This is a genomic window from Hymenobacter rigui (assembly GCF_003944715.1).
Lineage (GTDB): Bacteria > Bacteroidota > Bacteroidia > Cytophagales > Hymenobacteraceae > Hymenobacter > Hymenobacter rigui.
Genome location: NZ_RWIT01000012.1, coordinates 96,564 through 119,799, shown reverse-complemented (window position 1 = coordinate 119,799; position 23,236 = coordinate 96,564). Strand labels below are relative to the sequence as shown.

Below are 23,236 nucleotides of genomic sequence, written 5' to 3'. Positions count from 1 at the left end.
TTCGACCCGCAGCTGCAACAGCGCCCCGGCCACCAGTTCAGGCCGGGGCGCTGTTTTTTTATCGGCTGGTTATTCCTCGTAAAATTCCAGCGGCAACCCGTCGGGGTCTTCAATAAAGGTGAAGCGCCGGTCCGTCAGCTCATCCACCCGGATGGGCTCTGCTGCCACGCCGTGGGCCGTAAGGTGCGCAATGGTGGCCTCTATATCGGACACGGCAAAGGCCAGGTGACGCAGGCCGGTGGCCTCGGGGTGGGAGAGGCGCTGAGGCGGCTTGGGAAAGGAAAACAGCTCGATGATATACTGCTCGTTCAGGGCTAGGTCCAGCTTCCAGGACTGCCGCGCCTCCCGGTACACCTCCCGGATGATGCGCAGGCCCAGTACCTCCGTGTAAAACTGTTTGGAGCGGGCGTAGTCGGAGCCGATGATGGCAATGTGATGGACGCGGAGGAGTGGCAGCATAGAGCCGGCAGCAGATGAAGAAAATTGGAAAAATGAAGCCGGCTACTGTTGCGCGCGGGTATCGGTATTCAACGGTTTTACGGCCCGCACAAGGCGGAAACCGCCATTCCGGGCCGGGGGCGGAGGCTTATCGGCGGGGTGAAATTAGCCGGTTCCTTCATATCGCCTTCATGTCGTGGTAGTTGTTTTGTGCCGTTCAACAGACTGTATCAGCATGCAACGTCGGCATTTCTTCTTGGTTTTACATCCGCATTATCAGGCAGACACCGGGCCCTGGGCCAGTACCCGCAGGCCGCTTACGAACTGAGCTGCAACCATAAAAACACGGCTGAACACGAGTTCTGCACGCTGGCTCCAATGCCTTAGCCCGGAGCCGGCGCTGCATCCAACCGTCTGATTCTTGGCCTGGCGTACGCCCCCTGCGCTTCGCTCCAGCAGGCCCATCCTGTTCAGCATTTTTCTCTTATCACCACACCACTGGGGGTACCCGCACGCTTTTTATGAAAAGAACCGGCTTGCTCATGCTCATGGGCCTGGGCCTCTTGTCCGCCGCGACAAGCTGCTCCGAAAAACACGAGGAAAAAGAAGAACAGGTGAAATTCCTGGTCACCAGCCCGCTCCAGAAGGACACGACCATCACCAAGGAGTACGTGTCGCAGATTCATGCCTACCAGCACATTGAGGTGCGGGCCCTGGAAAAAGGCTACCTCCAGAAGATTTACGTGGACGAAGGTCAGCGCGTACAGCAGGGCCAGCTGATGTTCCAGATTATGCCCATGGTGTACAAAGCCGAGCTGCAACGCTCGAAGGCGGAGGCCAACTACGTGGGCATCGAGTACCAGAACACTAAGCAGCTGGCCGACAAAAACGTGGTATCCAAAAACGAGCTGGCGCTGGCGCAGGCCAAGCTGGACAAGGCCAACGCCGAAGTCGGGCTGGCCAAAACTCACCTGGATTTTACCACCATCAAAGCGCCGTTCAGCGGTATCATGGACCACTTCCAGGCCCGGCTGGGTAGTCTGGTGGATGAGGGCGACCTGCTGACCACGCTTTCTGACAACAGCAAGATGTGGGTGTACTTCAACGTGCCCGAGGCCGAGTATCTGGCCTACAAAGCCCACGCCCGCACCAAGGATGAAACCCAGGTAAAGCTGCTGATGGCCAACAACGAGGTGTTCAAATACCCCGGCGTAGTGCAGACCATTGAGGCCGACTTCAACAACGAAACCGGCAACATTGCTTTCCGGGCCACCTTCCCCAACCCCGACGGCCTGCTGCGCAACGGCGAAACCGGCTCGGTGCTGATGACCGTGCCGCTGAAAAATGCCGTCATCATTCCGCAGAAAGCCACCTTCGAGGTGCTCGAGAAGAAGTTTGTGTACGTGGTGGATGCCCAGAACAAGGTGCATCAGCGGGAAGTAACCGTGGCCTCCGAAATGCCCGACCTCTACATCATCTCGGCGGGCCTCAAAGCCTCCGACAAGCTCATGCTGGAGGGCATCCGCAAAGTGAAGGACGGCGACAAAATCAGCTTCACCTATCAGGAGCCGAAGTCGGTGATTTCGCACCTGAAAGTGTATTCAGAATAACGTTGGGAGTTACTGGTTATCGGTTTCTAGTCGTTGGTTATCAGCCAAATGTAAAATAGAAACCAGCAACCAGTAACCAGAAACTTAGAGCAAAGCTCATGTTCAGTAAATTCATTCGCAGACCCGTGTTTGCCATCGTTATTTCGGTGGTAATCATGTTCCTGGGTATTCTGGCAATCAACACGTTGCCAACGTCCCAGTTTCCTGAAATTTCGCCGCCGATGGTGATGGTAAGCACGGCGTACCCGGGCGCCAGCGCCAAGGTGCTCACGGAGTCGGTGCTGATTCCGCTGGAGCAGGCCATCAACGGCGTGCCCGGCATGAAGTACATGACCTCCGACGCTGTATCGGCCGGCGAGGCTAACATCCAGATTGTCTTCAACCTGGGCACCGACCCCGAGCAGGCGGTAGTAAACGTAAATACGCGTATTGCGCAGATCCTGAATCGTTTGCCGGTGCTGGTACAGCGCGAGGGTGTGGTGGTGAACCGCGTGGTGCCCAACATGCTCATGTACGTCAACCTCTACAGCAAAGACAAGAATACCGATATGCGGTACCTCTTCAACTTTGCCGGGGTGAACATGCTGCCCGAAATCCAGCGCATCGATGGCGTGGGTCGGGCCAGCATTCTGGGTTCCCGCCAGTACGCCATGCGCGTGTGGCTGAAGCCGGACCGCATGCGGGCCTATAACCTGTCGGTGGACGACGTGATGGAAGCACTCAACGACCAGAGCGTGATTGGCTCGCCGGGCCGTATCGGCCGCTCCGACGGTAAGGAAGCCTCGGCGCTGGAATACGTGCTGACGTACAAGGGCCGCTTCAACGACGTGGAGGAGTACAAGAACGTCATCATCAAGGCCAACGCCAACGGCGAAACGCTGCGCCTCAAGGACGTGGCCAACGTGGAGCTGGGCTCGGAGTTCTACGACATCTACTCCAACCTCGACGGCTACCCCTCGGCGGCCATCATGCTCAAGCAAACCTACGGCTCCAACGCTCTGGATGTAATCAAGAGCGTGAAAGCCAAGCTGGAGGAACTGAAGAAAACCATGCCCCCCGGCATGGACTACAAAATCAGCTACGACGTGTCGAACTTCCTCGACGCCTCCACCGAAAACGTGATTCACACCCTGCGCGACGCCTTTATTCTGGTGGCCCTGGTGGTGTTCCTGTTCCTGGGCGACTGGCGCTCCACGCTGATTCCGATTATTGCGGTGCCGGTGTCGTTGGTGGGCGCGTTCATGGCCATGCAGGCGTTTGGGCTCACCATCAACATGATAACGCTGTTTGCGCTGGTACTGGCCATCGGTATTGTGGTGGATGACGCCATTGTGGTGGTGGAAGCCGTGCACGCCAAGATGGAGGAAAAGCACCTCTCGCCCTATGGCGCGGTGCGCGAGGTTATCGGCGAAATCAGCGGGGCCATCATTGCCATTACCATTCTGATGACGGCGGTATTCGTGCCGGTGGCTTTCATGAGCGGACCGGTGGGTATTTTCTACCGCCAGTTCTCCATCACCATGGCTTCCAGTATCATCATCTCGGGCGTAGTGGCCCTGACGCTGACGCCGGTGCTGTGCGCCATGATTCTGAAGAACAACCACGGTCAGCCCCGCAAGAAGACGCCCATCAACCGGTTTATCGACTGGTTTAACCGCGGCTTCGAGCGCCTGACCGGCCGCTACACCAACATTCTGGAAAAGGTAGTGGACCGCCGCGTACTCACCTTCGCGGTACTGATTGCCTTCGGGCTGGGCATCTTCGGTATTTCCACTACCCTGCCTTCCGGCTTCATTCCGGCCGAAGACCAGGGTATGATTTACGCCGTGCTCCAGACGCCGCCCGGCTCCACCCTGGAACGCACCAACGACCTGTCGCAGCGCCTGCAGAAGCTAGCCGAGAAAGTGCCCGGCATCGAAAGCATTTCCACGCTGGCCGGCTACGAGATTCTGACCGAAGGCCGGGGCTCCAACGCCGGTACCTGTATCATCAGCCTCAAGCCCTGGAACGAGCGGAAGGAATCGGTGCACGACGTGATACTATCCCTGGAAGAAAAGGCCAAGGAAATTCCCGGCGCGACCATCGAGTTCTTCGAGCCACCAGCAGTACCCGGCTACGGCGCGGCGGGCGGCTTCCAGCTGCAGCTCCTCGATAAAACTGCCACCGGTGACTACAAGGCCCTGGAAAAAGTGAACGAGGAGTTCATGGCCGAGCTGAAAAAGCGCAAGGAGCTGAGCGGGCTGTTTACCTTCTTCTCGGCCAACTATCCGCAGTACGAGCTGCAGATTGACAACCAGCTGGCCATGCAGAAGGGCGTGAGCATCGGCAACGCCATGAACACGCTGAGCATTATGGTGGGCTCCACCTACGAGCTGGGTTTCATCAAGTATCAGCGTTTCTTCAAGGTGTTCGTGCAGGCTTCGCCCGAGTACCGCCGCCTGCCTAAGGACATCCTGGACATGTGGGTGAAGAACGATAAGGGCGAGATGGTACCGTTTTCGGCCTTCATGAAGATTGTGAAAGGCCAGGGCGCCAACGAAATCAACCGCTACAACATGTACCCCACGGCCTCCATCCGTGGTGATGCAGCCCAGGGCTACAGCTCCGGTGAGGCCATTAAGGCCGTGCAGGAAGTGGCGGCCAAAACCCTGCCCCGTGGCTACGACATCGACTGGGGCGGCCTCTCGAAGGACGAAGTATCGCGCGGCAACGAGGCCATTTACATCTTCCTGATTGTACTCGGGTTCGTGTATCTGGTACTGGCCGCGCAGTATGAGAGCTTCCTGCTGCCGCTGTCGGTTATTCTGAGCCTGCCGGCCGGTATTTTCGGCTCCTTCCTGCTCATCAAAACCATGGGCTTAGCCAACAACATCTACGCCCAGGTGGGGCTGGTTATGCTGGTAGGTCTGCTGGGTAAGAACGCCGTGCTGATTGTGGAATTCGCGGTGCAGAAGCACGAGGAGGGCATGACGGTACGCGAGGCGGCTATTGAAGGTGCGAAAGTGCGTTTCCGCCCAATTCTGATGACCTCCTTCGCCTTCATTGCCGGCCTTATTCCGCTGGTTATTGCTACTGGCGCGGGGGCTATTGGTAACCGTACCATCGGTACGGCGGCGCTGGGCGGCATGCTGTTCGGTACGGTGTTCGGGGTGATTATCGTGCCCGGCCTGTACTACGTGTTCGGTACGCTGGCCGCCGGCCGCAAGCTAATCCACGATGAGAATGAGAATCCGTTGTCGGAGTTTGAGCCGCACGTTTTAGTTGATGAAGAAATTCCGAGCCACAGTCATGCTTAAAAAACGCATCTATCAAGGCCTGAGCGCAGCCCTGCTGACGCTGGCGGTGGGCGCGTGCAAAATGCCCGAGCTGGCTACCAAGGCCGCCGGCCGGCCGGTGCCCGCCACCTACGCCGCCGCTTCTCAGGACTCCGCCAACACGGCCCGCAACCAGTGGCGGCAGTTCTTCACCGACCCTAACCTGGTGGGCCTCATCGATACGGCCCTGCAGCGCAACCAGGAGCTGAGCATTTCGCTGCAGGAAATCCAGATTGCCCGCAACGAAGTACAGATCCGCAAGGGCGAGTACCTGCCCTTCGTGGGGCTGGGTGCCAAAGCGGAAGCCGAGCGTCCCAGCCGCAACACGCTGCAGGGTGCTACCGAGGAAGCCATCCGCATTCAGCCCGAGCACCGCAACCCCGACCCTCTGCAGAACTACCAGATTGGCGCGTTTGCCAGCTGGGAGGTGGACATCTGGCACAAGCTGCGCAACGCCCGCAAGTCGGCCGCGCTGCGCTACCTGGCCACGGTGGAAGGCCGCAACTTCACGGTGACCAACCTGATCAGCGAAATTGCCACCTCCTACTACGAGCTGCTGGGGCTGGATAATCAGCTGGCTATTGTGCGCCAGAACATTGAGCTGCAAACCAATGCCCTGGAGCTGGTGAAGCTGCAGAAGGACGCGGCCCGCACTACCGAGCTGGCCGTGCAGCGCTTCGAGGCCCAGCTGCACAACACCCGCAGCCTGCAGTACAACATTCAGCAGCGCATCACGGAAACCGAGAACCGCCTCAATTTCCTGGCGGGCCGCTATCCGCAGCCCATTGCCCGCAACTCGGCGGCCTTCAATGAGCTGCTGCCCACGCCGGTGCAGGCCGGTGTGCCGGCCCAGCTGCTGCAGAACCGCCCCGATATCCGGCAGGCCGAAAAGCAGCTGGAAGCCGCCCGGCTGGACATTCAGATTGCGCGGGCCAACTTCTACCCGGCCTTGCGCATCACGGGCGGAGCCGGTTTCGGGGCCTTCAAGCCCGGTCTGCTGTTCACCACGCCCGAGTCGATGCTGTACTCACTGGCTGGTGATTTGGTAGCCCCGCTGGTGAACCGTAATGGCATTAAAGCCGTGTACGGCAACGCCAACGCCGTGCAGATTCAGGCCGCCTACAACTACGAGCGGACTATTCTGAATGCGTACGTGGAAGTAGCCAATCAACTGGCCAGCATCAACAATCTGCAGCAGAGCTATAACGAGAAAGCCAAGCAGGTGCAGGCGCTGAACCAGTCCGTTGACATTTCCAACAGCCTGTTCAAATCGGCCCGCGCCGACTATACGGAGGTGCTGTTCACCCAGCGTGATGCCTTGGAATCGAAGTTCGACCTAATCGAAACCAAGATGCAGCAGCTGAGTGCTTCCGTGAAAGTATACCGCGCCCTGGGCGGCGGCTGGAAGCAGTAATTTCCGTTCGAGTCCGGAGGTAAAATCCCGTGTACGCCCGCTTCGGCAGCGTACACGGGATTTTTCTGTTGCGGCAGGTGACAGAACTGGCTGGTTGCCCTACGCAATGCGGCGGGCGTCGCAGGTCGGAATCCACTCGGGCTGGTGGCACACGGGGCAGGGGCGCTGCTGGCCGCGGGCCAGCTCCTGCACGTGGCCGCAGCAGGCGCAGGCATAGGAACCGGCTTCCGGGGCGCGCTGCACTTTATCGGCTTTGCGCTCGGGCAGGATGGGCAGGCCGGGCCGCACGTCGGCATCTTCCACAAAATATACGCTCACATCGCCGGTGGCCTCAATGTAGGCCCGGCGCACTTGGCCCAGGTGCTCCACCTGCCGCTGCCGCAACTCCCCGAACAGCTCTTTCTGGGTGAGGTTCTGCTTGGTGAAGTTGGAGAGATTGATTTCGCCGTTTTCAATTAGGAGCACCGGCGCGCCTTCCAGCCAGTCGGAAAACCGCGGAAACCACTCGGTGAGCCGGTTGAACAGCAGGTACAGCGCCGATACCACCCCGAACACCACAGCCGCGTGCAGCAGCGGGGTATCGTGGTAGAGCATGGCGTCGCCGGCCGCCGAGCCCAGGCCCAGGATGATGCTCAGCTCGAAGATGGACAGCTGCCGCACCCCGCGCCGACCCGTCACGCGCAGCGCCCCCAGAATCATCAGGTACGTGAGCAGGCAGCGCAGGCCCACTTCCAGCAGAAACAGCGGCGGGGCCTCGTCGGAAAACAGGATGCGTTTCCAGTCGAAGGGCTGAATATCGGCGGCAAGCAGGAGCATAGAAGCGGAATACGGCGGAGCAGGAAAGGAAAGTGGTGTGCCCCGGTCCGACGGCGCAGCCGTCCGACCGGTTATCGTCCGCACCCGTTGCCGGGGTAGGTGGTTAGGCAGTCGTCAGCACGCAGCCAACCGGTCCGACGGCGCAGCCGTCCGACCGGAGTAGCGTTGGCACGTAGCCGGGCTAACGCAGGGCGGAGGCTAACAGTTGGCCGCTGGCGGTTATTCGGGCCAGTCGTGGGGGCCGGGTGGGGGCTGCAGGGGCAGCATGAGGTGGTAAGTGGTAGGGGCGAAGCCCATGGCCGCCCAGAACCGTTGGCCGCCTTCGTTGGGCACGGCTACCTGTAGCTCCAGATGGTCGGCGCCCTGCTGCTGCAGCCACTCCCGGGCCGCCAGAAACAGCTCCCGTCCGATGCCCAGCCGCCGGAAGGGTGGGCGTACGATGGTTTCGGCGATGTAGCCCCGCCGCTTGTAGTGCAGGCCATGGTGGCCCTCCTGGTACAAGGCCACCAGCAATCCGGCCAGGCCCTCGGGTACTTCGGCCACGAAAAACCGGGTGTACGGCTCCCGCAGGCGCTGCTGCAGCATGTGGCGCAGCTCCACCTCGGCCCGGCGGTAGTAGCCAAACACCGGGTGGTACGGGGCGTGCGCGTCCATAAGCTCGCACCATAGGCGGTACACAGCGGGCAAATCGGAGCGGGTAGCCGGTCGAATAATCATGCGGACTGGGAAAGCAAAACGCCGGTAAGTTGCCACCGGATATCCGAAAACCAATGCCCGGCGCGGCCGTCGGCTGCCGGGTTTTTCTGCGTAACTTCCGCAGCCCCCCTGATGTTGCCGGTATGTTTGTGCAGTTCTACCCGCCCGCGCCCGCGCTGCAGCCCCTGGTGCAGCACTACCTGCTGGTGCACGTGCGCTATGCCGGGGAGGGGGTGGTGAAGCCGTTTCCGCCGGCCCCCGAGCAGTGCCTGTACTTCTACCCGCGCGACCCGGTGCACAGCTTCAGCTACCGGCTGGGCCGCGAGCAACCGGCCGCCCCGGCCCTGCTGGTGGGCCCCCAGCTCACGCGGGTGGATCTGCGCCTTCGGCCCGACCACCTGATGCTGCGCGTGGCGTTCCGGCCGGGTGGTCTGCACCGGCTGCTGGGCGTGCCCATGACGGAGCTGCTTGATTTCGGTGCAGAAGCCGACCTGCTGCTGGGCCCCGACCTGCGCGAGCTGACCGATCAGCTCCGCAACCCCGCCGCTTCCTACGCCCAGCTGGTGAGCCTGGTGGAAGCGTTTCTGCTGCGGCGGCAGCGCCAAGTGGCGGCCCCCGCGCATCCGTTCGAGCGGGCCTTGCCGCTGCTGCTGCACCCCGGCACCTCCCTTGACGACCTGGCCCGGGCGGCCGGCCTCAGCGCCCGGCAGCTGGAGCGCTGCTGCCACCGCCAGTTGGGCGTGGGGCCGCGACTGTTTGCCCGCATCGGGCGCTTCAGCCGGGCCGTGCGCCTCAAAGACCACCGGCCCGACCTCGACTGGCTGAGCGTGGCCCTGCTCACCGGCTACTCCGACTACCGCCACCTGGTGCGCGACTCCCAGGAGTTTGCCGGCGTAACGCCGCCCGCTTTGCTGCGGGCCGATGCCACTCACCCTGCCCGGGTGTACACCATGCTCGACGCGGAGCGCACCGACTGGCTGCGAGCCGATGGCTGACGGCCGCGTGTCGGTTTTTTACTACCAGCAGGTACCGGAGGGAAGCTAGGTTTGGAGCATACATTCACCAACCTGCTTCCTCCGATGAAAACCCTGCTATTGCTGCCCGCGGCCCTGCTGCTGGCCACGGCCGCCCCCGCCCAAACCCTGCCCGCCCCCGACGACCAGGCCGTGCGCGCCGTGGTGGACCACATCGTGCTGAACTGGAACAACCACCAGTACCAAGACATGGCCACCTACACCACCCCGGATGTACATTGGGTTAGTATGGTAGGTATGTGGTGGCAGGGCCGGGAGGCCGTGCAACTGGGTCACCAGGTAATTTTCGACCGAATGTACCAGGGCGTGAAGTTTGTGCCCGGCCCGGTTACGGTGCGCGCCATTACGCCCGAGGTGGCCATTGCTAACCTCACCTGCCATGTGGGTGCCTTCTACCCGCCCGATGGCGTGAACCGGGGCACCAACAAAATGGGCGACGACGAGAACATCCTCACGCTGGTGCTGGTGAAGCAGCAGGGCCGCTGGCTGCTCACGGCCGCCCAAAACACCGTCGTCGATGCCAGCGCCGCTAAACACAACCCCGTAAAAGTGGCCGCACGGTAAAGCTCTGTCGGGTACGGGTATCCAGCCTCCACTCATCCTTCGACCCCAAAGCAAAGGACCTTACCACAGCGAAACATCTTGTTCGTGCGTGGTGAGGTCCCTTGTTTGGTTGAGCACATATTCGGGCTGATGCGTGCCCCGGTCCGACGGCGCAGCCATCCGACCGGTTGTCGTCCGGTTCCGTTGCTTGGTGTTCGTTCGGCGGTCAGCACGCAGCCAATCGGTCGGACGGCTCCGCCGTCGGACCGAACCCCGGCTTCTGAACGGCGGCGTTCAAGCGTGCCAAACTGAATTGGTAGAACGATGTAGAGACGCAATATTTTGCGTCTCGTCGTTGAACGGCCGGAACTGTACCGTTTGTGCAAACAACATCAGCAACGACGAGAATCCAGCTATTGCGTCTCTACATCGTAACCATTGGTTACGCGCTGGCTTGGTTCAGCTCCTGCACGTCGGCGGCTGATAGGTTCAGGTGCATGGAATGCAGCAACTCCTGCAGCTGCTCGGGGGTGGTGGCGCTGGCAATGGGGCCGGTGAGGCCGGGCTGGGCCATAATCCAGGCCAGGGCTACCTGGGCGGGGGAGGAGCCGGGGTGGCGGGCCACTACCGAATCGAGGGAGGCCAGGATGCGGCGGCCCCGGTCGTTGAGGTATTTGGGACCGATGCTGCTGCCGCGGATGCTTTTCGCGAGGTCGGCCTCGGTGCGGTACTTGCCGGTGAGGAAGCCCGAGGCCAGCCCGAAGTACGGAATCACGCCCAGCCCGAACTCTTGGCACAAAGGCTGCAGCTCCTTCTCAAAGTCGGCGCGGTTGTAGAGGTTGTACTCGGGCTGCAGGCTTTCGTAGCGGGGCAGGCCGTGCTGCTGGCTGGCTTTCAGGGCTTCGCGCAGGCGAGCGGCCGAGAAGTTGCTGGCCCCGATGGCGCGCACTTTGCCCGCCTTAATTAGCTCGGCGTAGGCTTCCATCGGCTCGGTTACGGGCAGGGTTTCGTCGTCCTGATGGCTTTGGTAGAGGTCGATGTAATCGGTTTGGAGGCGGCGGAGCGAGTCTTCCACCGAGCGGCGGATGTAGTTCTTGGCCAAGCCCTTTGAGCCGTCACCCATCTGCATGCCCACTTTGGTGAGGATGAGCACGTCGTCGCGGCGGCCGCGCTGCTTGAGCCACTTGCCGATGACGGTTTCCGACTCGCCGCCCTTATGGCCCGGGGCCCAGGCCGAGTACACGTTGGCGGTATCAATGGCGTTGCCGCCGCCGGCCACAAAGGCATCGAGCACGCGGAAGGACGCGGCCTCGTCGGCCGTCCAGCCAAATACGTTGCCGCCCAAAACCAGCGGGGCCAGCTGCAGGCCCGAGCGGCCCAGTTCACGGTGTTGCGTCATACAAATTCGGAAAGGAAAAGAGCGGTGGAAAGATAGGCGAGGAAGGCGCTCAATCGGCACCAAATCAGAACAACCAGCCGGCAACCCGATTGGTTATATCAGCTACGTAGTGAGGCTTACAGCCCGTCATACAGAGGCGCAGCCGAAGCATCTCACGTGCCGAGGCTGCTATGCGGTAGCAGATTCGTGAACGGTCAGGCTACCGTGTAGAGACGCGACACTTCGCGTCTTCCCGTTGAACGGTCTGTCTGAACTGATTTACACAATGAACCTGTTTAGGAAGCAGCAGACCGTCATGCAGAGGCGCAGCCGAAGCATCTCGCGTGCTGACATTGCAATGGTAACATGACATCAGCCGAGCGAGATACTTCGTCTCTGTTTGATCCGCAGAATGCTCTGCATGACGTTCAACGTAGTCCGGTCACTTCCTAAACAGCTTCAACGCCCGCAACGAGGAGACGCGAAGTGTCGCGTCTCTACAGTCGTCCATTGGGCCTGCCGTTTGCGAAACTGCCCTAACATCAGCACGCGAGATGCTTCGGCTGCGCCTCTGCATGACGGAAGGCTGCTTCTTGGATAGCTTCGTTACCTGTATCCCGAAGAGCTTCTCTATCTTGCCTGCATGGCCAGTAAGCTTGATTCGTTACCGGTAGTAGAAGCACCCACGCGGGCCGCGTGGCGGGCCTGGCTGCTGGAAAACCACCAGCAGCCCACCGGCGTGTGGCTGGTGCTCTACCGCAAGGGCAGCGGGCAGCTCACCTACCCTGAAGCCGTGGAAGAAGCCCTGTGCTTTGGCTGGATTGACTCAGTGCCGCGCAAGCTCGACGAGGAGCGGCGGCAGCAGTATTTCAGCCCCCGCAAGAAAGGCAGCGTGTGGTCTGCCCTGAACAAGCAGCGCCTTGCCGCGCTGGAGGCAGCCGGTCAGCTGCACCCGGCCGGGCAGGCCAAAATAGCCGCCGCCCGGCAGGACGGCAGCTGGACCACCCTCGACGCGGTAGAAGCCCTGGAGCTGCCCCCCGATTTGGCCGCGGCCCTGGCCGCCAACGAAGTCGCCCACCGACACTTCACCGCCTTTCCGCCCAGCGTGCGGAAAATGGTGCTGCAGCGCCTGCTGGCCGTAAAGCGCGAGGCCATCCGGCAGCAGCACATTGCGCGCATCGTGGCGCTGGCTTCCCAGAACCAGCGGCCTACCTGACCGTGCCGGTTGGCGGCTCCGGCCGGGCACCCGTCCCAACCGATGGCCCCGTATCTTCGCCCGATGCGTTGGATACTGGTATGGCTGCCGGCTTTGTGGCTGGTGTTGGGCGGAGCGGGGCTGCAGCGGCCCGCCGTGGTGGAGCGGGATTTTACGGCGCAGTTTGCGCGGCACGGCGTGCGGGGCTCGTTTCTGCTCTTCGACGCGCCCGCCGGGCAGTACGTGGCCTACAACCCGCGGCGGTGTCGGCAACGGTTTCTGCCCGCCTCCACCTTCAAAATTCCCAACACCCTCATCGGCCTGCAAACCGGGGCCCTGCCCGATACGGCCGAAATCTGCCGCTGGGACGGCGTAACGCGCAGCTTCCCGCAGTGGAACCAGGACATGACCTACGCCCGGGCCCTGCGCGTGTCGTGCGTGCCGTGCTACCAGCAGCTGGCCCGGCGGGTGGGCGTGGCGCGCTACCGGCAATGGCTGCCGCGGTTGGGCTACCCCGGCATGGTAATCACCCCGGCCACCCTCGATACATTTTGGCTGGACGGCCGCTCCCGCATCAGCCAGTTTGAGCAGGTGGATTTCCTGCGCCGCCTGCAGGCCGAAACCCTGCCGGTGGAGGTGCGCCACCAGCGCGCCGTAAAGCAGCTGTTGCTGCTGAAAAAGACGCCCGGATACGCCCTCTACGGCAAATCGGGCTGGCGCTTCCGATCCGCTCGCAACCCCGACAACGGCTGGCTGGTGGGCTGGGTGGAACACCCCGACGGCCGCCGCGCCTTCTTCGCCCTGAACGTGGAACCCCTGCCCGGCCCCCTGAACGACGACCGGTTCCTGGCCAGCCGCCGCGCCGTAACGGAAGCCATCTTGCAGGAGCTGGGCTGGCTGTAAGTTGCAAAACGAAAGCTAAAGCTAAGAGCTAGTTCCCCTCCTTGGAAAGGAGGGGAACTAGCTCTTAGCTTTCACCTCCTACCTTAGCCGCATGCGTCTTTCCCTGTTGCTTCTGCTGCTTCTGTTGCTGCTGCTGACCCTGCCGATGGCGGCCCAAACACCCGCGCGGGCGGATATCCTGATCCGGAACGGGCGGCTGTACGACGGCACCGGCAACACCTGGACGCTGGGCGACGTGGCCGTGCGCGCGGGCCGCATTGTGGCCGTGGGGCGGCTGCCCGCCGGCTACCCCGCCGATACCGTGCTGGACGCCCACGGCCTGGCCGTGGCCCCCGGCTTCATCGACGTGCACACCCACATTGAGGACGACGAAGTGCGCCAGCCTACGGCCGATAACTTTTTGCTCGACGGCGTGACGACGGTGGTAACCGGCAACTGCGGCTCCTCCCGGCCCGATTTGCGCCGCTACTTCCGCCAGCTCGACAGCCTGCACCTTTCCGTAAACGTGGCCTCGCTGGTGGGGCAGGGCACGGTGCGCAAGGCCGTAATGGGCCGGGCCCGACGCCCGGCCACCGAGGCGGAGCTGCAGCGCATGGAATCCCTCACCGACAGCGCCATGCGGGCCGGAGCGGTGGGCTTATCGTCGGGGCTGATTTACGTGCCGGGCACCTACACCCGCCCGCCCGAGCTGGTGCGGCTGGCCCGGGTGGCTGCGCGCTACCACGGCCTCTATGCCACCCACATGCGCAACGAGTCCGACAGCGTGCGGCAGGCCATTCAGGAGGCGTTGCTGATTGGGCGGGAAGCGGGCCTGCCCGTGCAGATTTCGCACCTGAAGCTGGGCGGCCAGCGCAACTGGGGCCACGCCGCCGAGCTGCTGCAACTCATCGAAACCGCCCGCCAGCAGGGCCAGCCCGTCACCATCGACCAGTATCCCTACACGGCCAGCTCCACCAGCCTCAGCACCCTGCTGCCCGACGACGTGCAGGCCGATGGTCGCGACTCCCTGCGCGCCCGCCTGGCCCGCCCGGCCACGCGCCGGCAGGTAGAGCAGTTTCTGGTGCAGCGGCTGCGCAGCAAGGGGCTCCGGCACTTCAGCTACGCCGTGGTAGCCAGCTTCCCGCCTGATACCAGCTACCACGGCCGCAGCCTGGAGGAAATCAACCGGCTGCGCCACCGCCCCCATACCGCCCGCGCCGAAGCCGCCACTATCCTAGATCTGGTGCTGCAGTACGATACCGGCATGGTGTTTCACGGCATGAGTGAGCCCGACGTGCAGACCATTATGCGCTACCCGCAGAACATGGTGGCGTCGGATGCCAGCATCCGGGTGTGGCGGGAAGGCGCGCCGCACCCGCGCGGCTACGGCTCCAATGCCCGCGTGCTGGGCCACTACGTGCGCGAGCTACGCGTCATCACCCTGGAAGAAGCCATCCGGCGCATGACCAGCCTGCCGGCCCAGACCTTCGGCTTCACCAGCCGCGGCCTGCTGCGTCCCGGCTTCGCGGCTGATATTGTGGTGTTCGACCCCGCCACCGTGGCCGATAAATCCACCTTCACCCAGCCCCACCAGTATTCCGTGGGCATGCGCTACGTGCTGGTAAACGGCCGCCTCACCGTGCGCGAAGGCCAGCACACCGGCCAGCGCGCCGGGCAGGTGCTCTACGGGCCGGGCAAGCAATAACATGGTGTAGAGACGCAACATCTTGCGTCTCGTCGTTGCTGATGTTGTTCGGACTGTGCATCACCGCATCGTTCAACGACGAGACGCAAGATGTTGCGTCTCTACACCCGTTCCAGCACGCGCCAGCCGTGGCCGGGTACCGGCAGCTCGTCGCCGGCTTGGAACATTAGCTGCTGGCCGCTGAACACGTCCCGCCAGGTGCCGGCGGCTTCGGTGGGCAGCGTGAGGGGTGTTTCGCGGGCTTCGGTGTTGATGACGCAGAGTACCGATGCACCTTCCTTTTCGCGCAGGAAGCCGTAGAGCTGTCCGGGGCCGGGGAGGCGGTGGAAGCGGCTGGCCGGGTCGCCGTTGCGCAAGGCGGGGTGGCGGCGCTTGAGCTGGAGCAGGGTGGTGTAGAACGCCTGAAGCGGAATGCTGGCCCAGTCAATCGTGTCCCGGTCGAAGAACTGCAGGCGGCGGTTGAGGGCGGCTTCCTGGCCGGTGTACACCAGCGGCATGCCGGGCAGCAGCACCGTGAGCACGGCAAAGGGCAGCGCCAGCGGGCCCAGCCGCTCGTATTCGGTGCCGTCCCAGCTGTTCACGTCGTGGTTGCTGGTGAAGTGCATCAGGTACACCGAGGGCGGGTATTTGGCCCGCTCGGCAGCCAGGTACCCGTCAATGTCCTGCAGGCGGGCTTTGCCTTCGGCAATGTGGTCGAGCAGGTAGTGCAGGCGCAGGCCGAAGGTCATGTTGAAGGCCCGCTCCAGTAGCTTGGTGTCGGAGTTGAACTCCTCCCAGCTCAGGCCGCCGCTGGGGTACAGCTCGTCCCACTCGGCCAGCATAAACAGGGGCTTCACCTCGTCCAGCTCCAGGCGAGCTTCGTCCCAGAAATCGGTGGGCACCAGCCCGGCCACGTCGCAGCGGTACCCGTCGATGTCAGCCTCGCGCACCCAGTACAGCAGGGCATCGGTCATGTAGCGGCGCAGGGCCCGGTTCGTGTAGTCGAAGGCTACCACGTCGGTCCAGTCGGCTACGGGCGGCACCAGCCGGCCCTGGGCGTCGTGCTGGTACCAGTCGGGGTGCTGCTGCACCAGCGGATTGTCCCAGCTGGTGTGGTTGGCTACCCAATCGAGCAGTACCCGCAGGCCGAGGCTGTGGGCGGTTTGCACCAAATGGCGCAAATCATCCAGCGTACCAAACTCTGGGTTCACCCCGAAATAGTCCTGCACCGCATATTGGCTGCCCAGCGTGCCCTTACGTTCCACCGCCCCAATCGGGTGAATCGGCATCAGCCACACGATGCTGATGCCCATAGCCGCCAGCCGGGGCAAATGCGCCTCAAACGCCCGAAAGGTGCCCTCCGGGGTGAAATTACGCAGGTTGACTTCGTAGATGGTGGCGTGGGCGGCCCACTCGGGGTGGCGCACCTGAAACAAGTGCAACTGGGGATGCAGTGGTTCTTCAGCAGACATAACAGGGTGTTTCCTGCGGTTGAACGACGAGCAGCGGCGGAGGTTCCTGCGGGAGAGGAGAGAGCGGCAAAAGACCCGGGAAATCAGACCGTCATGCAGAGGCGCAGCCGAAGCATCTCGCGTGCTGATGTCTGGTTACGGTTACAACGTCGGCACGCGAGATGCTTCGGCTGCGCCTCTGCATGACGGTCTTTTTCAATTCTCCTGACTCATTTTCCAAATCCTGCCCGTCAGCGGGCGTTTCCTCGCACCTGCTCCACATCCAGCACGCCGGGCAGGTGAATGTGGGGCGGGAGCTGGCCGGTGCGGGCAAAATCGGCCCAGAACTGGCGCACGGGGCGGCCGGCGGCCTCCACCTCGGGCCAGGCAGCCTCGCCCAGCAGGGGCACCGGTGCCCAGGCTTCGGCCGAGCCGAACAGCAGCGGCAAATCAATAGTGTGGGCCCCGCCAAACTCGCTGCCGGGCGGGTGGTAGGGCACCCGGAACAGGTAGGCCCGGCCCCCGGCCCGGGCGTGGCGGCGGGCAAAGGCCGCGGCCGGTCCCACGTAAATGCGCCGCGAGCCGCCCGTAATAAGCGCCTGCAGCAGCGCCGGCACCGGCCGCGGCAGCGCGAGCAGCCGGCGCAGCGGCGGAGCAATAACGGCAAAGAACCGCAGCTCATCGGCCGTGGCCCCAATCAGCACGTCGAAGTGCCAGGCGGCGGCCTGCCAGGCGGCCGGGGCGGCCGTTTCGGGCGGCAGCGGGGCGGCCCCGTACTGAATCCCGAACGGCATGCCGGCCCGCAGGCCCGACCACCGGGCGGCCCGCTCGGCCCGGGGCTGGGCGGCCAGTACCGTTTCCAGGGGCGTATCGGGCGGGAGAGGGTGCACAGCGGCGGCCATGGCCCGGCCCATGCGGGCGCGGCCGGAAGCCAGGCCCAGCGGAGCGCTGTGCAGAATTACGCGCCGGAACAGGCCCGCGGCCCCGTCGGCCAGCATGAGGTGGGCCGCCGCGTCGCCGCCCGAGGAGTGACCTAGCAGCGTTACCCGGCTGGCATCACCCCCGAAGGCGGCAATGTTTCGTTGCACCCAGCGCAGGGCGGCCAGCAAATCGAGCAGGCCCAGGTTGGCGGGGGCGTGCTGGTGGCCCAGAAACCCGAGCATGCCCAGCCGGTAGCTCACGGCCACCACCACCAGGCCCTGCTCGCGTACCAACGGGGCCGGATCGTAGAAGGCCAGGTCGCCGGCCCCGCTCACGTAGGAGCCCCCGTGAATCCAGACCAGCACCGCCCGCGGTGGGCCGGCATGATAATCAGGCGGGGCCGTTACGGTCAGGCGCAGGCAGTCTTCGTCGAAGGTGCGGCCGGCCAGGGCGGGGCCCAGGGCTTCCTGCAACGCGGGGTCGGGCACCTGGGGGCACACCGGGCCGGGGGCCGTGGCCTCGTACACCTCGGCGTGGGCGGGCTCATCTACGGGGGGCTGAAACCGGGCGGCGCAGGCGTAGCGGATGCCGCTGGCGCGCACCAGGCCGGCGTGGGAATGGCCCCGCACGGGGCCGTCAGGAGTCAGAAAAAGGGGAGCAGAATCAGTCATGCCAAGCAGGAGCGGCGCAACGATGCGCCGCCCTGCATACCGCCACCTGGGCCCCAGGGTTTCTCGCCCGGTCCGACGGCGTAGCCGTCCGACCGGTTGTTGTTGCGAACTGCCGCGCCGTTGCGACGGTGCCGGGTGGGCGTCAGCACGAAGCCAACCGGTCGGACGGCTACGCCGTCGGACCGGGCTGGGTTTGGGGTTTGTAGTCGATTCCGCTGAACAGGTACAACAGCACGGTGCGGGAGTAGCGCAGGCTCAGGGGCGTGAGCAGCACCGCTGCTACGGCCACGCTGGTCACGTACACCCACACGGCCGGGTCGTGGAGCAGGTGGTACACCAGCAGGCCCGTGATGAGCATGATGCCCGTAGAAAAGGCGTAGCTGATGTACATGGCGCCCCAGAAAAAGCCGGGTTCGGGCTCGTAATGCTGCCCGCACACGGGGCAATCCTCGGGCATTTCGGTGAAGCGCGTGAGGTGCAGGGCGGAAGTGGTGAACAGGTTGCCTTGGTGGCACCGGGGGCAGCGCTGCTGCAACAGGGCCAGGGCGGTGGATTCGGAAGTTGCCATGGAGTTTGGGGAAGCCATTAGAGCTTCATGACAAAGGTAAAATGCCCTCAACCGGGCAGTAAGGGGCATTTGCGGGATTGTCTGGTACAAATCAACGCACCGCCGATATAGCCGTTTCGCAAGCGGTCTGCGCGGTATAAACGCGACACTTCGCGTCTCATCGTTGAACGATTTTGTTCGGGTGGCGCGAACGAGGAAACGCGAAGTGTCGCGTCTCTACATCCTAGGTACCCCGTTCGCGAAACTTCTATAGTACCGGCCTGGTGTGTTCAAAACACGGTAGTAGTACCTGCTGCGCGTCATGCTGAGCTTGTCGAAGCATCTCTACCGCCTCGTTGAAATTACCACGGCAACATCAGCACGCGAGATTCCTCGCGCTGCTCGGAATGACGTACCAACTCCTAACTCCTAACTCCTAACTCCTCATCTCCGCCGGGGTCTGGCCGGTGTGGGTGCGCACGTAGCGGCCGAAATAGGAGGCATCCTCGAAGCCCAGCTGGTCGGCTATTTGGGCAATGGTGGCATCAGTGTGGCGCAGCAGGCGGCGCACTTCCAGCAGCACCCGCTCCTGAATGAGGGCGCTGGCCGTTTTGCCCAGATGGCGCTTGCAGAGGGCGTTGAGATGGTTGGGGGAGAGGTGCAGCCAGTCGGCGTACTGTTGCACGGCGCGCTCCTGGCGGAAGTGCTGGTTCAGCAGGCTGCCGAACTCGCGCAGCACCTGCTGGGCGTGGCGGGGCTCGTCGGCGGCGGGTGGGGCAGCGGGGGTGGGGTAATGCCGTGCGGCCAGCTCCAGGGCCAGCAGCAGGTAGGCTCGGAATACCTCGTCCTGCTGCGGGGCGGGCGTGGTGTGTTCCTGCCACATGCGCTCCAGCAGCGGGGCCAGCTCATTGTCGGAGGCGGGCAGTTGTAGCACCGGGGCGTGGGCGTGCTGGAAGAAGGGATACTCGAACAAGCGGCTGCCGGGGTAGCGTAGTAGGTAAAACTCGGCCTCGAAGAGCACCACGTAGCCCTGGGCATCGGCCGAGAGCTGCCAGTGATGCACCTGGCCGGGCGTCATGAAAAACACGCTGCCCGGCCGCAGGTCGTAGGTAACCAAGTCGATGGTGTGGGTGCCGTGGCCATGCGTGACGTAGAGCAGCAGGTAAAAATCGTGGGCGTGGGGCTGGCTCACGCCCGGGAAGTTGGCCACGTGCTGGGCCAGCCGCTCCAGGTACCACGGCCGCCGCCCCCGTCCCTGCGGAAACGACTCCAACGTGTAAACGGGTAGCTGCGGCTGGGCCATGTGGGGGGAATTGCGAAACAGAAATCCGCCCCGAAAATACGCCGCAAACCCACACCACCGGTCCGACGGCGCAGCCGTCCGAGCGGTTGGCTGCGTGCTGACAACCGTATGACGACGTAACAACGACTCCAGGCGGCAACCGGTCGGACGGCTGCGCCGTCGGACCGGTGGATTACTCCCCGAAGTTACGCAGGCGCTTCTTGCTGAGCTCGTAGCTGATAATGGCCGGTACGTAGAAGGTCACGTCGGCCAGTAGCTTGGCCAGCAGGATGCCGGTGTTGCGGCTGCCGAGCCAGCGGGGCAGCCACACCATCAGCGTGGGCCGGATGAGCAGGCTGTCGAGCACCTCGGCGGGGCCGAATTCCACTACCAGGGCCCGCAGGTTTCGCGCCAGCGTGCGGCGGGTGTAGGGCTGGCCGGCGGCGCGCAGCTGCCGGCGCGTCTGCACCACATCCTGCAGCAGTAGCCATCCGAAGTAGGCCACGTTGCCGGCCCAGGTGCCGGCCAGGGCGGCGGCCACCTCGCGGCCCGGGGCCAGGTGCCAGGCCGTGGCCGCCCCGGCCAGCGTAGCCAGCACCGACAGCGCCTCGGCCGGCAGGTAGCGGCGCGCCCATTCGCGGAGTTTCGCCTTCATGCACACACTCGAAAAGAAACGGCTACTTTGCCGGTCCCGGCCAAAGATACCGCCGGCTGCCGCTATGCAAATCCCGTTTACCCCGTTGGTGCTGGTGTTGTGGGCCGTGGTGGCGCAGGCTCTGCTGGCCGCCGGTCTGCTGTGGGTGGCCCCGGCCAACCGCCGGCCCAACCGGTTTCTGGCCCTGCTGATGCTCAGCATTGCCCTGTGGCTCCTCGACGGGTTTTTCCGGGTTGCCAACGTCTACGGGCAAAATGCCAACTGGTATTTCGCGCCCATCTACTACTCGTTTGCGTTCGGGCCGCTGCTGTATTTCTACGTGCGCAGCCTCACTAACCACCGGTTCCGGCTGCGGCGGGAGCAACTGCTGCATTTCGGGCCGGTGGTGCTGCAGGCGGCGCTGTATCTGGGGCTGCGGCTGCAGCCCTACGCTACGCGGCTCTGGTTCTGGGAGCACGTGCACCGGCCCGTCACCTACCGGCTGGAGTTCATCGGCACCTGGGTTTCGCTCACAGTGTATTTGCTGCTGAGCCTGCGGGTGCTGCGCCGCTACGAGCGGTGGCTGCCCGACAACTTCTCGGAGGTGTCGGAGCTGCGGCTGCGCTGGCTGCGGGTACTGCTGCTGGCCGTGGCGATGGTGAGCGTGCAGTGGCTGCTGGAAGTGGTGCTGCGGGAATTTTTTGGACTGTATTACGAGTATGACTATTCCACCGAGCTGCTGGGCGGGGTGCTGTTCCTGATTGGGGTGGTGGGCCTGCGCCAGGCGGATATGCGGGCCGTGCAGTTCGAGCCCGAAGCCGAACTGCTTCCGCCGCCTGCCATTGAATCCGGCTTCGTTCCCGTTGGCTCCGCCGATACCTTGCCGCCTACCACGGCCCTGCCCGCCGAAACCCCGCCACCCACCGCGCCGGCCGTGAATGCGGCCGTGCTGGAGCGCATCCGCCGGGCCCTGGAAGACGAGGAGCTGTACCGCAACCCCACGCTCACGCTGGCCGAGCTGGCGGCCTACACCGGCCTCGCCCCCCGGCTGATTTCCTTTACCGTCAACCAGGGCTTCGGCCGCAGCTTCAACGATGTGGTGAACGGCTACCGCGTGGCCGAAGTGCAGCGCCGCCTCGCCACCCCCGACGCCCAGCGCCTCACGCTGCTGGGCATTGCCCTCGAAAGCGGCTTCAACTCCAAAACCACCTTCAACCGCATCTTCAAACAGTTCACCGGCGTCGCCCCCCGGGAGTGGCAGGGGTGAAAGGTGAAGTTGTGAAATGGTGAGTGAGTGAGTGAGTGAGTGAGTGAGTGAGTGGCCGTCATTGCGAGCGGAGCGAAGCAATCCTTCCTTTACAAAGCATCTATCCTTGACCTATTCAAAAGCCCTTGGTACTAGCACGGAAGTCAGGGGCTTTCTTTATTTCAGCGCTTGGAGAATTGAAAAGGACGGATTGCTTCGCTCCGCTCGCAATGACGCGCACGCAAAAAAGCCCCACATCATGATGTGGGGCGTTCCACGGGCGGAAATGGGGCGTTTGGGGGCGTTTGGGCGGCCACCTTTGGGTCGTTCAATCTTTCCCCCAATGCCCATGAAAACCTGTCTGCTTTTGCTGGTGCTGACCGCCGCTACTGCCGCGCCGCTGCGGGCCCAGAATATCCCCGCCACCGCCTGGAGTAACCCCCGCCGCGTGCTGCCCGATAAGCTGCGCGAGGTGCCGGTGGGCCTCACGCTCTGGCATACGCCCAATCCCAACTACCCTGAGCCCAACCCCGACAAGCCCGGCGCTTTTCTTTGGAAACACAGCACCTTCCTGCGCTCCGAAGTGGGGCCGATGGAGGTGGTGGAGTGCGGGAGCTTCATCTGGTACGATGCCACCGGCTGGAAGCAAAACATGGTGGAAACGCCCGCCGAGTTTGCCGAGCTGTTTCGCTGCCCCGGCGGCCGGCTGCAGCCTGGCGTTACCTACAGCTTCGCCAAAAACTACCGCTACGCCGACAACGCCCGCCAGCTCTACGGCGGCGACGCGCTCTGGTACATCCTGGCCCGCGACGCCGCCGGCCGCCTCTACAAAGGCCTGGGCCTGCTCGAAACCGAAGCCACCGTGCGCTAAGCGGTGCCGCGCCGCCGCATCGTTCACCCACTATCCCGTATCATCATGAAAACGTTGCTTGCCCTCTTGCTTGTGTTGCTGTTGGCCGCCGCCCGGCCCGCCACCGATACGTACCAAATCAACCCCGCCACCTGCCGCGTTACCTGGACGGGCTACGCCGAGGTGGGCGGCTACGCGCCCTCGGGCACCGTGCAGCTACGGTCGGGCACGTTCACCTACGATGGCCGCACTTTGCGGGCGGGGCGGTTTGAGTTCGATATGCGTACCATCGAGCAGGAGCAGGCCCAGCTGGCCGAGCACCTGCGTGGCTCCGATTTCTTTGACGTGGCCCGCTTCCCGACGGCGGTGTTTGTGTTGCAGGAGGTGCAGGGCAGTACGGCCACCGGCCAGCTCACGTTGCGCGGCGTCACCCGGTCAATTCAGTTTCCGCTCACCGTAGCCACGGAGCCCAATGGGCAACTTCGCGTCACCGGCGCTGCTGTCCTCGACCGAACCCGGTTCGGCATCAACTACAACTCCAGCAGCTTCTTTCAGAACCTGGGCAGCTACGCCATCCGCAACGAGTTCAAGCTGACGTTTGCTATTGTGGCAGGGAAAAGGTGAGTTATA

20 protein-coding genes are annotated in these 23,236 nt (G+C 63.5%); 11 read left to right on the top strand and 9 right to left on the bottom strand.

The features are described from left to right. Positions 1-69: 69 nt before the first annotated feature. The gene (gene gloA2, locus EI291_RS17660) at positions 70-459 is read right to left on the bottom strand and encodes an SMU1112c/YaeR family gloxylase I-like metalloprotein (protein ID WP_125423087.1); all 390 of its coding nucleotides are present in this window, start codon (positions 457-459) and stop codon (positions 70-72) included. Positions 460-959: 500 nt separating this feature from the next. On the opposite strand from gloA2, the gene EI291_RS17655 reads away from it, so the two are divergent. The 3 genes from EI291_RS17655 to EI291_RS17645 all read left to right on the top strand — a co-directional run bounded on the left by EI291_RS17655 (position 960) and on the right by EI291_RS17645 (position 6,776). Further along, on the top strand, positions 960-2,048 hold the full coding sequence (locus EI291_RS17655; protein ID WP_125423084.1) for an efflux RND transporter periplasmic adaptor subunit: 1,089 nt from the start codon (positions 960-962) through the stop codon (positions 2,046-2,048). Positions 2,049-2,146: 98 nt separating this feature from the next. Next, positions 2,147-5,344: an efflux RND transporter permease subunit gene (locus tag EI291_RS17650; RefSeq protein WP_125423081.1), complete on the top strand. Its 3,198-nt coding sequence runs from the start codon at positions 2,147-2,149 to the stop codon at positions 5,342-5,344. Next, a complete protein-coding gene (locus tag EI291_RS17645; protein ID WP_125423078.1) occupies positions 5,337-6,776 on the top strand; it encodes a TolC family protein in 1,440 nt (479 codons plus the stop codon). The genes EI291_RS17650 and EI291_RS17645 overlap by 8 nt, the downstream gene beginning before the upstream one ends. A gap of 99 nt (positions 6,777-6,875) precedes the next feature. On the opposite strand, the gene EI291_RS17640 is transcribed toward EI291_RS17645, so the two are convergent. Further along, positions 6,876-7,592: a DUF421 domain-containing protein gene (locus tag EI291_RS17640; protein WP_125423075.1), complete on the bottom strand. Its 717-nt coding sequence runs from the start codon at positions 7,590-7,592 to the stop codon at positions 6,876-6,878. 219 nt (positions 7,593-7,811) lie between these two features. Further along, positions 7,812-8,309, bottom strand: a complete 498-nt coding sequence (locus tag EI291_RS17635) for a GNAT family N-acetyltransferase (protein WP_125423072.1) — start codon at positions 8,307-8,309, stop codon at positions 7,812-7,814. Positions 8,310-8,431: 122 nt separating this feature from the next. Between EI291_RS17635 and EI291_RS17630 the strand changes: the two genes are divergently transcribed. After that, the gene (locus EI291_RS17630; RefSeq protein ID WP_148103423.1) at positions 8,432-9,283 is read left to right on the top strand and encodes a helix-turn-helix domain-containing protein; all 852 of its coding nucleotides are present in this window, start codon (positions 8,432-8,434) and stop codon (positions 9,281-9,283) included. Positions 9,284-9,367: 84 nt separating this feature from the next. Continuing rightward, positions 9,368-9,886, top strand: coding sequence for an SgcJ/EcaC family oxidoreductase (locus EI291_RS17625; protein WP_125423067.1), 519 nt, complete (start codon positions 9,368-9,370; stop codon positions 9,884-9,886). Positions 9,887-10,307: 421 nt separating this feature from the next. On the opposite strand, the gene EI291_RS17620 is transcribed toward EI291_RS17625, so the two are convergent. Next, positions 10,308-11,264 (bottom strand): aldo/keto reductase, encoded by a 957-nt coding sequence (locus EI291_RS17620; RefSeq protein ID WP_125423064.1) that lies wholly within the window; start codon positions 11,262-11,264, stop codon positions 10,308-10,310. Between the two features lie 622 nt (positions 11,265-11,886). On the opposite strand from EI291_RS17620, the gene EI291_RS17615 reads away from it, so the two are divergent. The 3 genes from EI291_RS17615 (at position 11,887) to EI291_RS17605 (ending at position 15,025) form a co-directional block, all read left to right on the top strand. Then, positions 11,887-12,459, top strand: a complete 573-nt coding sequence (locus tag EI291_RS17615) for a YdeI/OmpD-associated family protein (RefSeq protein WP_125423061.1) — start codon at positions 11,887-11,889, stop codon at positions 12,457-12,459. A gap of 63 nt (positions 12,460-12,522) precedes the next feature. Then, positions 12,523-13,341 carry a class D beta-lactamase gene (blaOXA, locus tag EI291_RS17610; RefSeq protein ID WP_170172707.1) on the top strand — a complete coding sequence of 273 codons (819 nt, stop codon included), beginning with the start codon at positions 12,523-12,525 and terminating at the stop codon, positions 13,339-13,341. Between the two features lie 91 nt (positions 13,342-13,432). Further along, positions 13,433-15,025, top strand: a complete 1,593-nt coding sequence (locus EI291_RS17605) for an N-acyl-D-amino-acid deacylase family protein (RefSeq protein ID WP_205701625.1) — start codon at positions 13,433-13,435, stop codon at positions 15,023-15,025. 101 nt (positions 15,026-15,126) lie between these two features. On the opposite strand, the gene EI291_RS17600 is transcribed toward EI291_RS17605, so the two are convergent. The 5 genes from EI291_RS17600 to EI291_RS17580 all read right to left on the bottom strand — a co-directional run bounded on the left by EI291_RS17600 (position 15,127) and on the right by EI291_RS17580 (position 20,531). Further along, positions 15,127-16,476, bottom strand: a complete 1,350-nt coding sequence (locus EI291_RS17600) for an alpha-amylase family glycosyl hydrolase (RefSeq protein WP_125423056.1) — start codon at positions 16,474-16,476, stop codon at positions 15,127-15,129. Between the two features lie 230 nt (positions 16,477-16,706). Beyond that, positions 16,707-18,047 (bottom strand): carboxylesterase family protein, encoded by a 1,341-nt coding sequence (locus EI291_RS17595; protein ID WP_125423053.1) that lies wholly within the window; start codon positions 18,045-18,047, stop codon positions 16,707-16,709. Between the two features lie 169 nt (positions 18,048-18,216). After that, complete coding sequence (locus tag EI291_RS17590; RefSeq protein WP_240635586.1) at positions 18,217-18,615, bottom strand: DUF983 domain-containing protein; 399 nt, start codon at positions 18,613-18,615, stop codon at positions 18,217-18,219. Between the two features lie 415 nt (positions 18,616-19,030). Continuing rightward, complete coding sequence (locus EI291_RS17585) at positions 19,031-19,897, bottom strand: AraC family transcriptional regulator (protein WP_125423050.1); 867 nt, start codon at positions 19,895-19,897, stop codon at positions 19,031-19,033. Between the two features lie 172 nt (positions 19,898-20,069). Next, positions 20,070-20,531 carry a hypothetical protein gene (locus EI291_RS17580; RefSeq protein WP_125423047.1) on the bottom strand — a complete coding sequence of 154 codons (462 nt, stop codon included), beginning with the start codon at positions 20,529-20,531 and terminating at the stop codon, positions 20,070-20,072. A gap of 64 nt (positions 20,532-20,595) precedes the next feature. Here EI291_RS17580 and EI291_RS17575 point away from each other — a divergent pair, with 64 nt between their 5' ends. From EI291_RS17575 to EI291_RS17565, 3 genes are all read left to right on the top strand, one after another. Continuing rightward, a complete protein-coding gene (locus EI291_RS17575) occupies positions 20,596-21,777 on the top strand; it encodes a helix-turn-helix domain-containing protein (protein ID WP_125423045.1) in 1,182 nt (393 codons plus the stop codon). Positions 21,778-22,105: 328 nt separating this feature from the next. Beyond that, positions 22,106-22,627 (top strand): hypothetical protein, encoded by a 522-nt coding sequence (locus tag EI291_RS17570; protein ID WP_125423042.1) that lies wholly within the window; start codon positions 22,106-22,108, stop codon positions 22,625-22,627. A gap of 45 nt (positions 22,628-22,672) precedes the next feature. Beyond that, entirely contained in the window at positions 22,673-23,230 is a 558-nt protein-coding gene (locus EI291_RS17565) for a YceI family protein (RefSeq protein ID WP_125423040.1), read from the top strand. The last annotated feature ends 6 nt before the right edge of the window (positions 23,231-23,236 follow it).

What these genes read in the sequence shown, in the direction of transcription:
- gloA2 (WP_125423087.1), bottom strand. Translation starts at nt 459, where the DNA reads ATGCTGCCACTCCTCCGCGTCCATCACATTGCCATCATCGGCTCCGAC.
- EI291_RS17655 (WP_125423084.1), top strand. Translation starts at nt 960, where the DNA reads ATGAAAAGAACCGGCTTGCTCATGCTCATGGGCCTGGGCCTCTTGTCC.
- EI291_RS17650 (WP_125423081.1), top strand. Translation starts at nt 2,147, where the DNA reads ATGTTCAGTAAATTCATTCGCAGACCCGTGTTTGCCATCGTTATTTCG.
- EI291_RS17645 (WP_125423078.1), top strand. Translation starts at nt 5,337, where the DNA reads ATGCTTAAAAAACGCATCTATCAAGGCCTGAGCGCAGCCCTGCTGACG.
- EI291_RS17640 (WP_125423075.1), bottom strand. Translation starts at nt 7,592, where the DNA reads ATGCTCCTGCTTGCCGCCGATATTCAGCCCTTCGACTGGAAACGCATC.
- EI291_RS17635 (WP_125423072.1), bottom strand. Translation starts at nt 8,309, where the DNA reads ATGATTATTCGACCGGCTACCCGCTCCGATTTGCCCGCTGTGTACCGC.
- EI291_RS17630 (WP_148103423.1), top strand. Translation starts at nt 8,432, where the DNA reads ATGTTTGTGCAGTTCTACCCGCCCGCGCCCGCGCTGCAGCCCCTGGTG.
- EI291_RS17625 (WP_125423067.1), top strand. Translation starts at nt 9,368, where the DNA reads ATGAAAACCCTGCTATTGCTGCCCGCGGCCCTGCTGCTGGCCACGGCC.
- EI291_RS17620 (WP_125423064.1), bottom strand. Translation starts at nt 11,264, where the DNA reads ATGACGCAACACCGTGAACTGGGCCGCTCGGGCCTGCAGCTGGCCCCG.
- EI291_RS17615 (WP_125423061.1), top strand. Translation starts at nt 11,887, where the DNA reads ATGGCCAGTAAGCTTGATTCGTTACCGGTAGTAGAAGCACCCACGCGG.
- blaOXA (WP_170172707.1), top strand. Translation starts at nt 12,523, where the DNA reads ATGCGTTGGATACTGGTATGGCTGCCGGCTTTGTGGCTGGTGTTGGGC.
- EI291_RS17605 (WP_205701625.1), top strand. Translation starts at nt 13,433, where the DNA reads ATGCGTCTTTCCCTGTTGCTTCTGCTGCTTCTGTTGCTGCTGCTGACC.
- EI291_RS17600 (WP_125423056.1), bottom strand. Translation starts at nt 16,476, where the DNA reads ATGTCTGCTGAAGAACCACTGCATCCCCAGTTGCACTTGTTTCAGGTG.
- EI291_RS17595 (WP_125423053.1), bottom strand. Translation starts at nt 18,047, where the DNA reads ATGACTGATTCTGCTCCCCTTTTTCTGACTCCTGACGGCCCCGTGCGG.
- EI291_RS17590 (WP_240635586.1), bottom strand. Translation starts at nt 18,615, where the DNA reads ATGGCAACTTCCGAATCCACCGCCCTGGCCCTGTTGCAGCAGCGCTGC.
- EI291_RS17585 (WP_125423050.1), bottom strand. Translation starts at nt 19,897, where the DNA reads ATGGCCCAGCCGCAGCTACCCGTTTACACGTTGGAGTCGTTTCCGCAG.
- EI291_RS17580 (WP_125423047.1), bottom strand. Translation starts at nt 20,531, where the DNA reads ATGAAGGCGAAACTCCGCGAATGGGCGCGCCGCTACCTGCCGGCCGAG.
- EI291_RS17575 (WP_125423045.1), top strand. Translation starts at nt 20,596, where the DNA reads ATGCAAATCCCGTTTACCCCGTTGGTGCTGGTGTTGTGGGCCGTGGTG.
- EI291_RS17570 (WP_125423042.1), top strand. Translation starts at nt 22,106, where the DNA reads ATGAAAACCTGTCTGCTTTTGCTGGTGCTGACCGCCGCTACTGCCGCG.
- EI291_RS17565 (WP_125423040.1), top strand. Translation starts at nt 22,673, where the DNA reads ATGAAAACGTTGCTTGCCCTCTTGCTTGTGTTGCTGTTGGCCGCCGCC.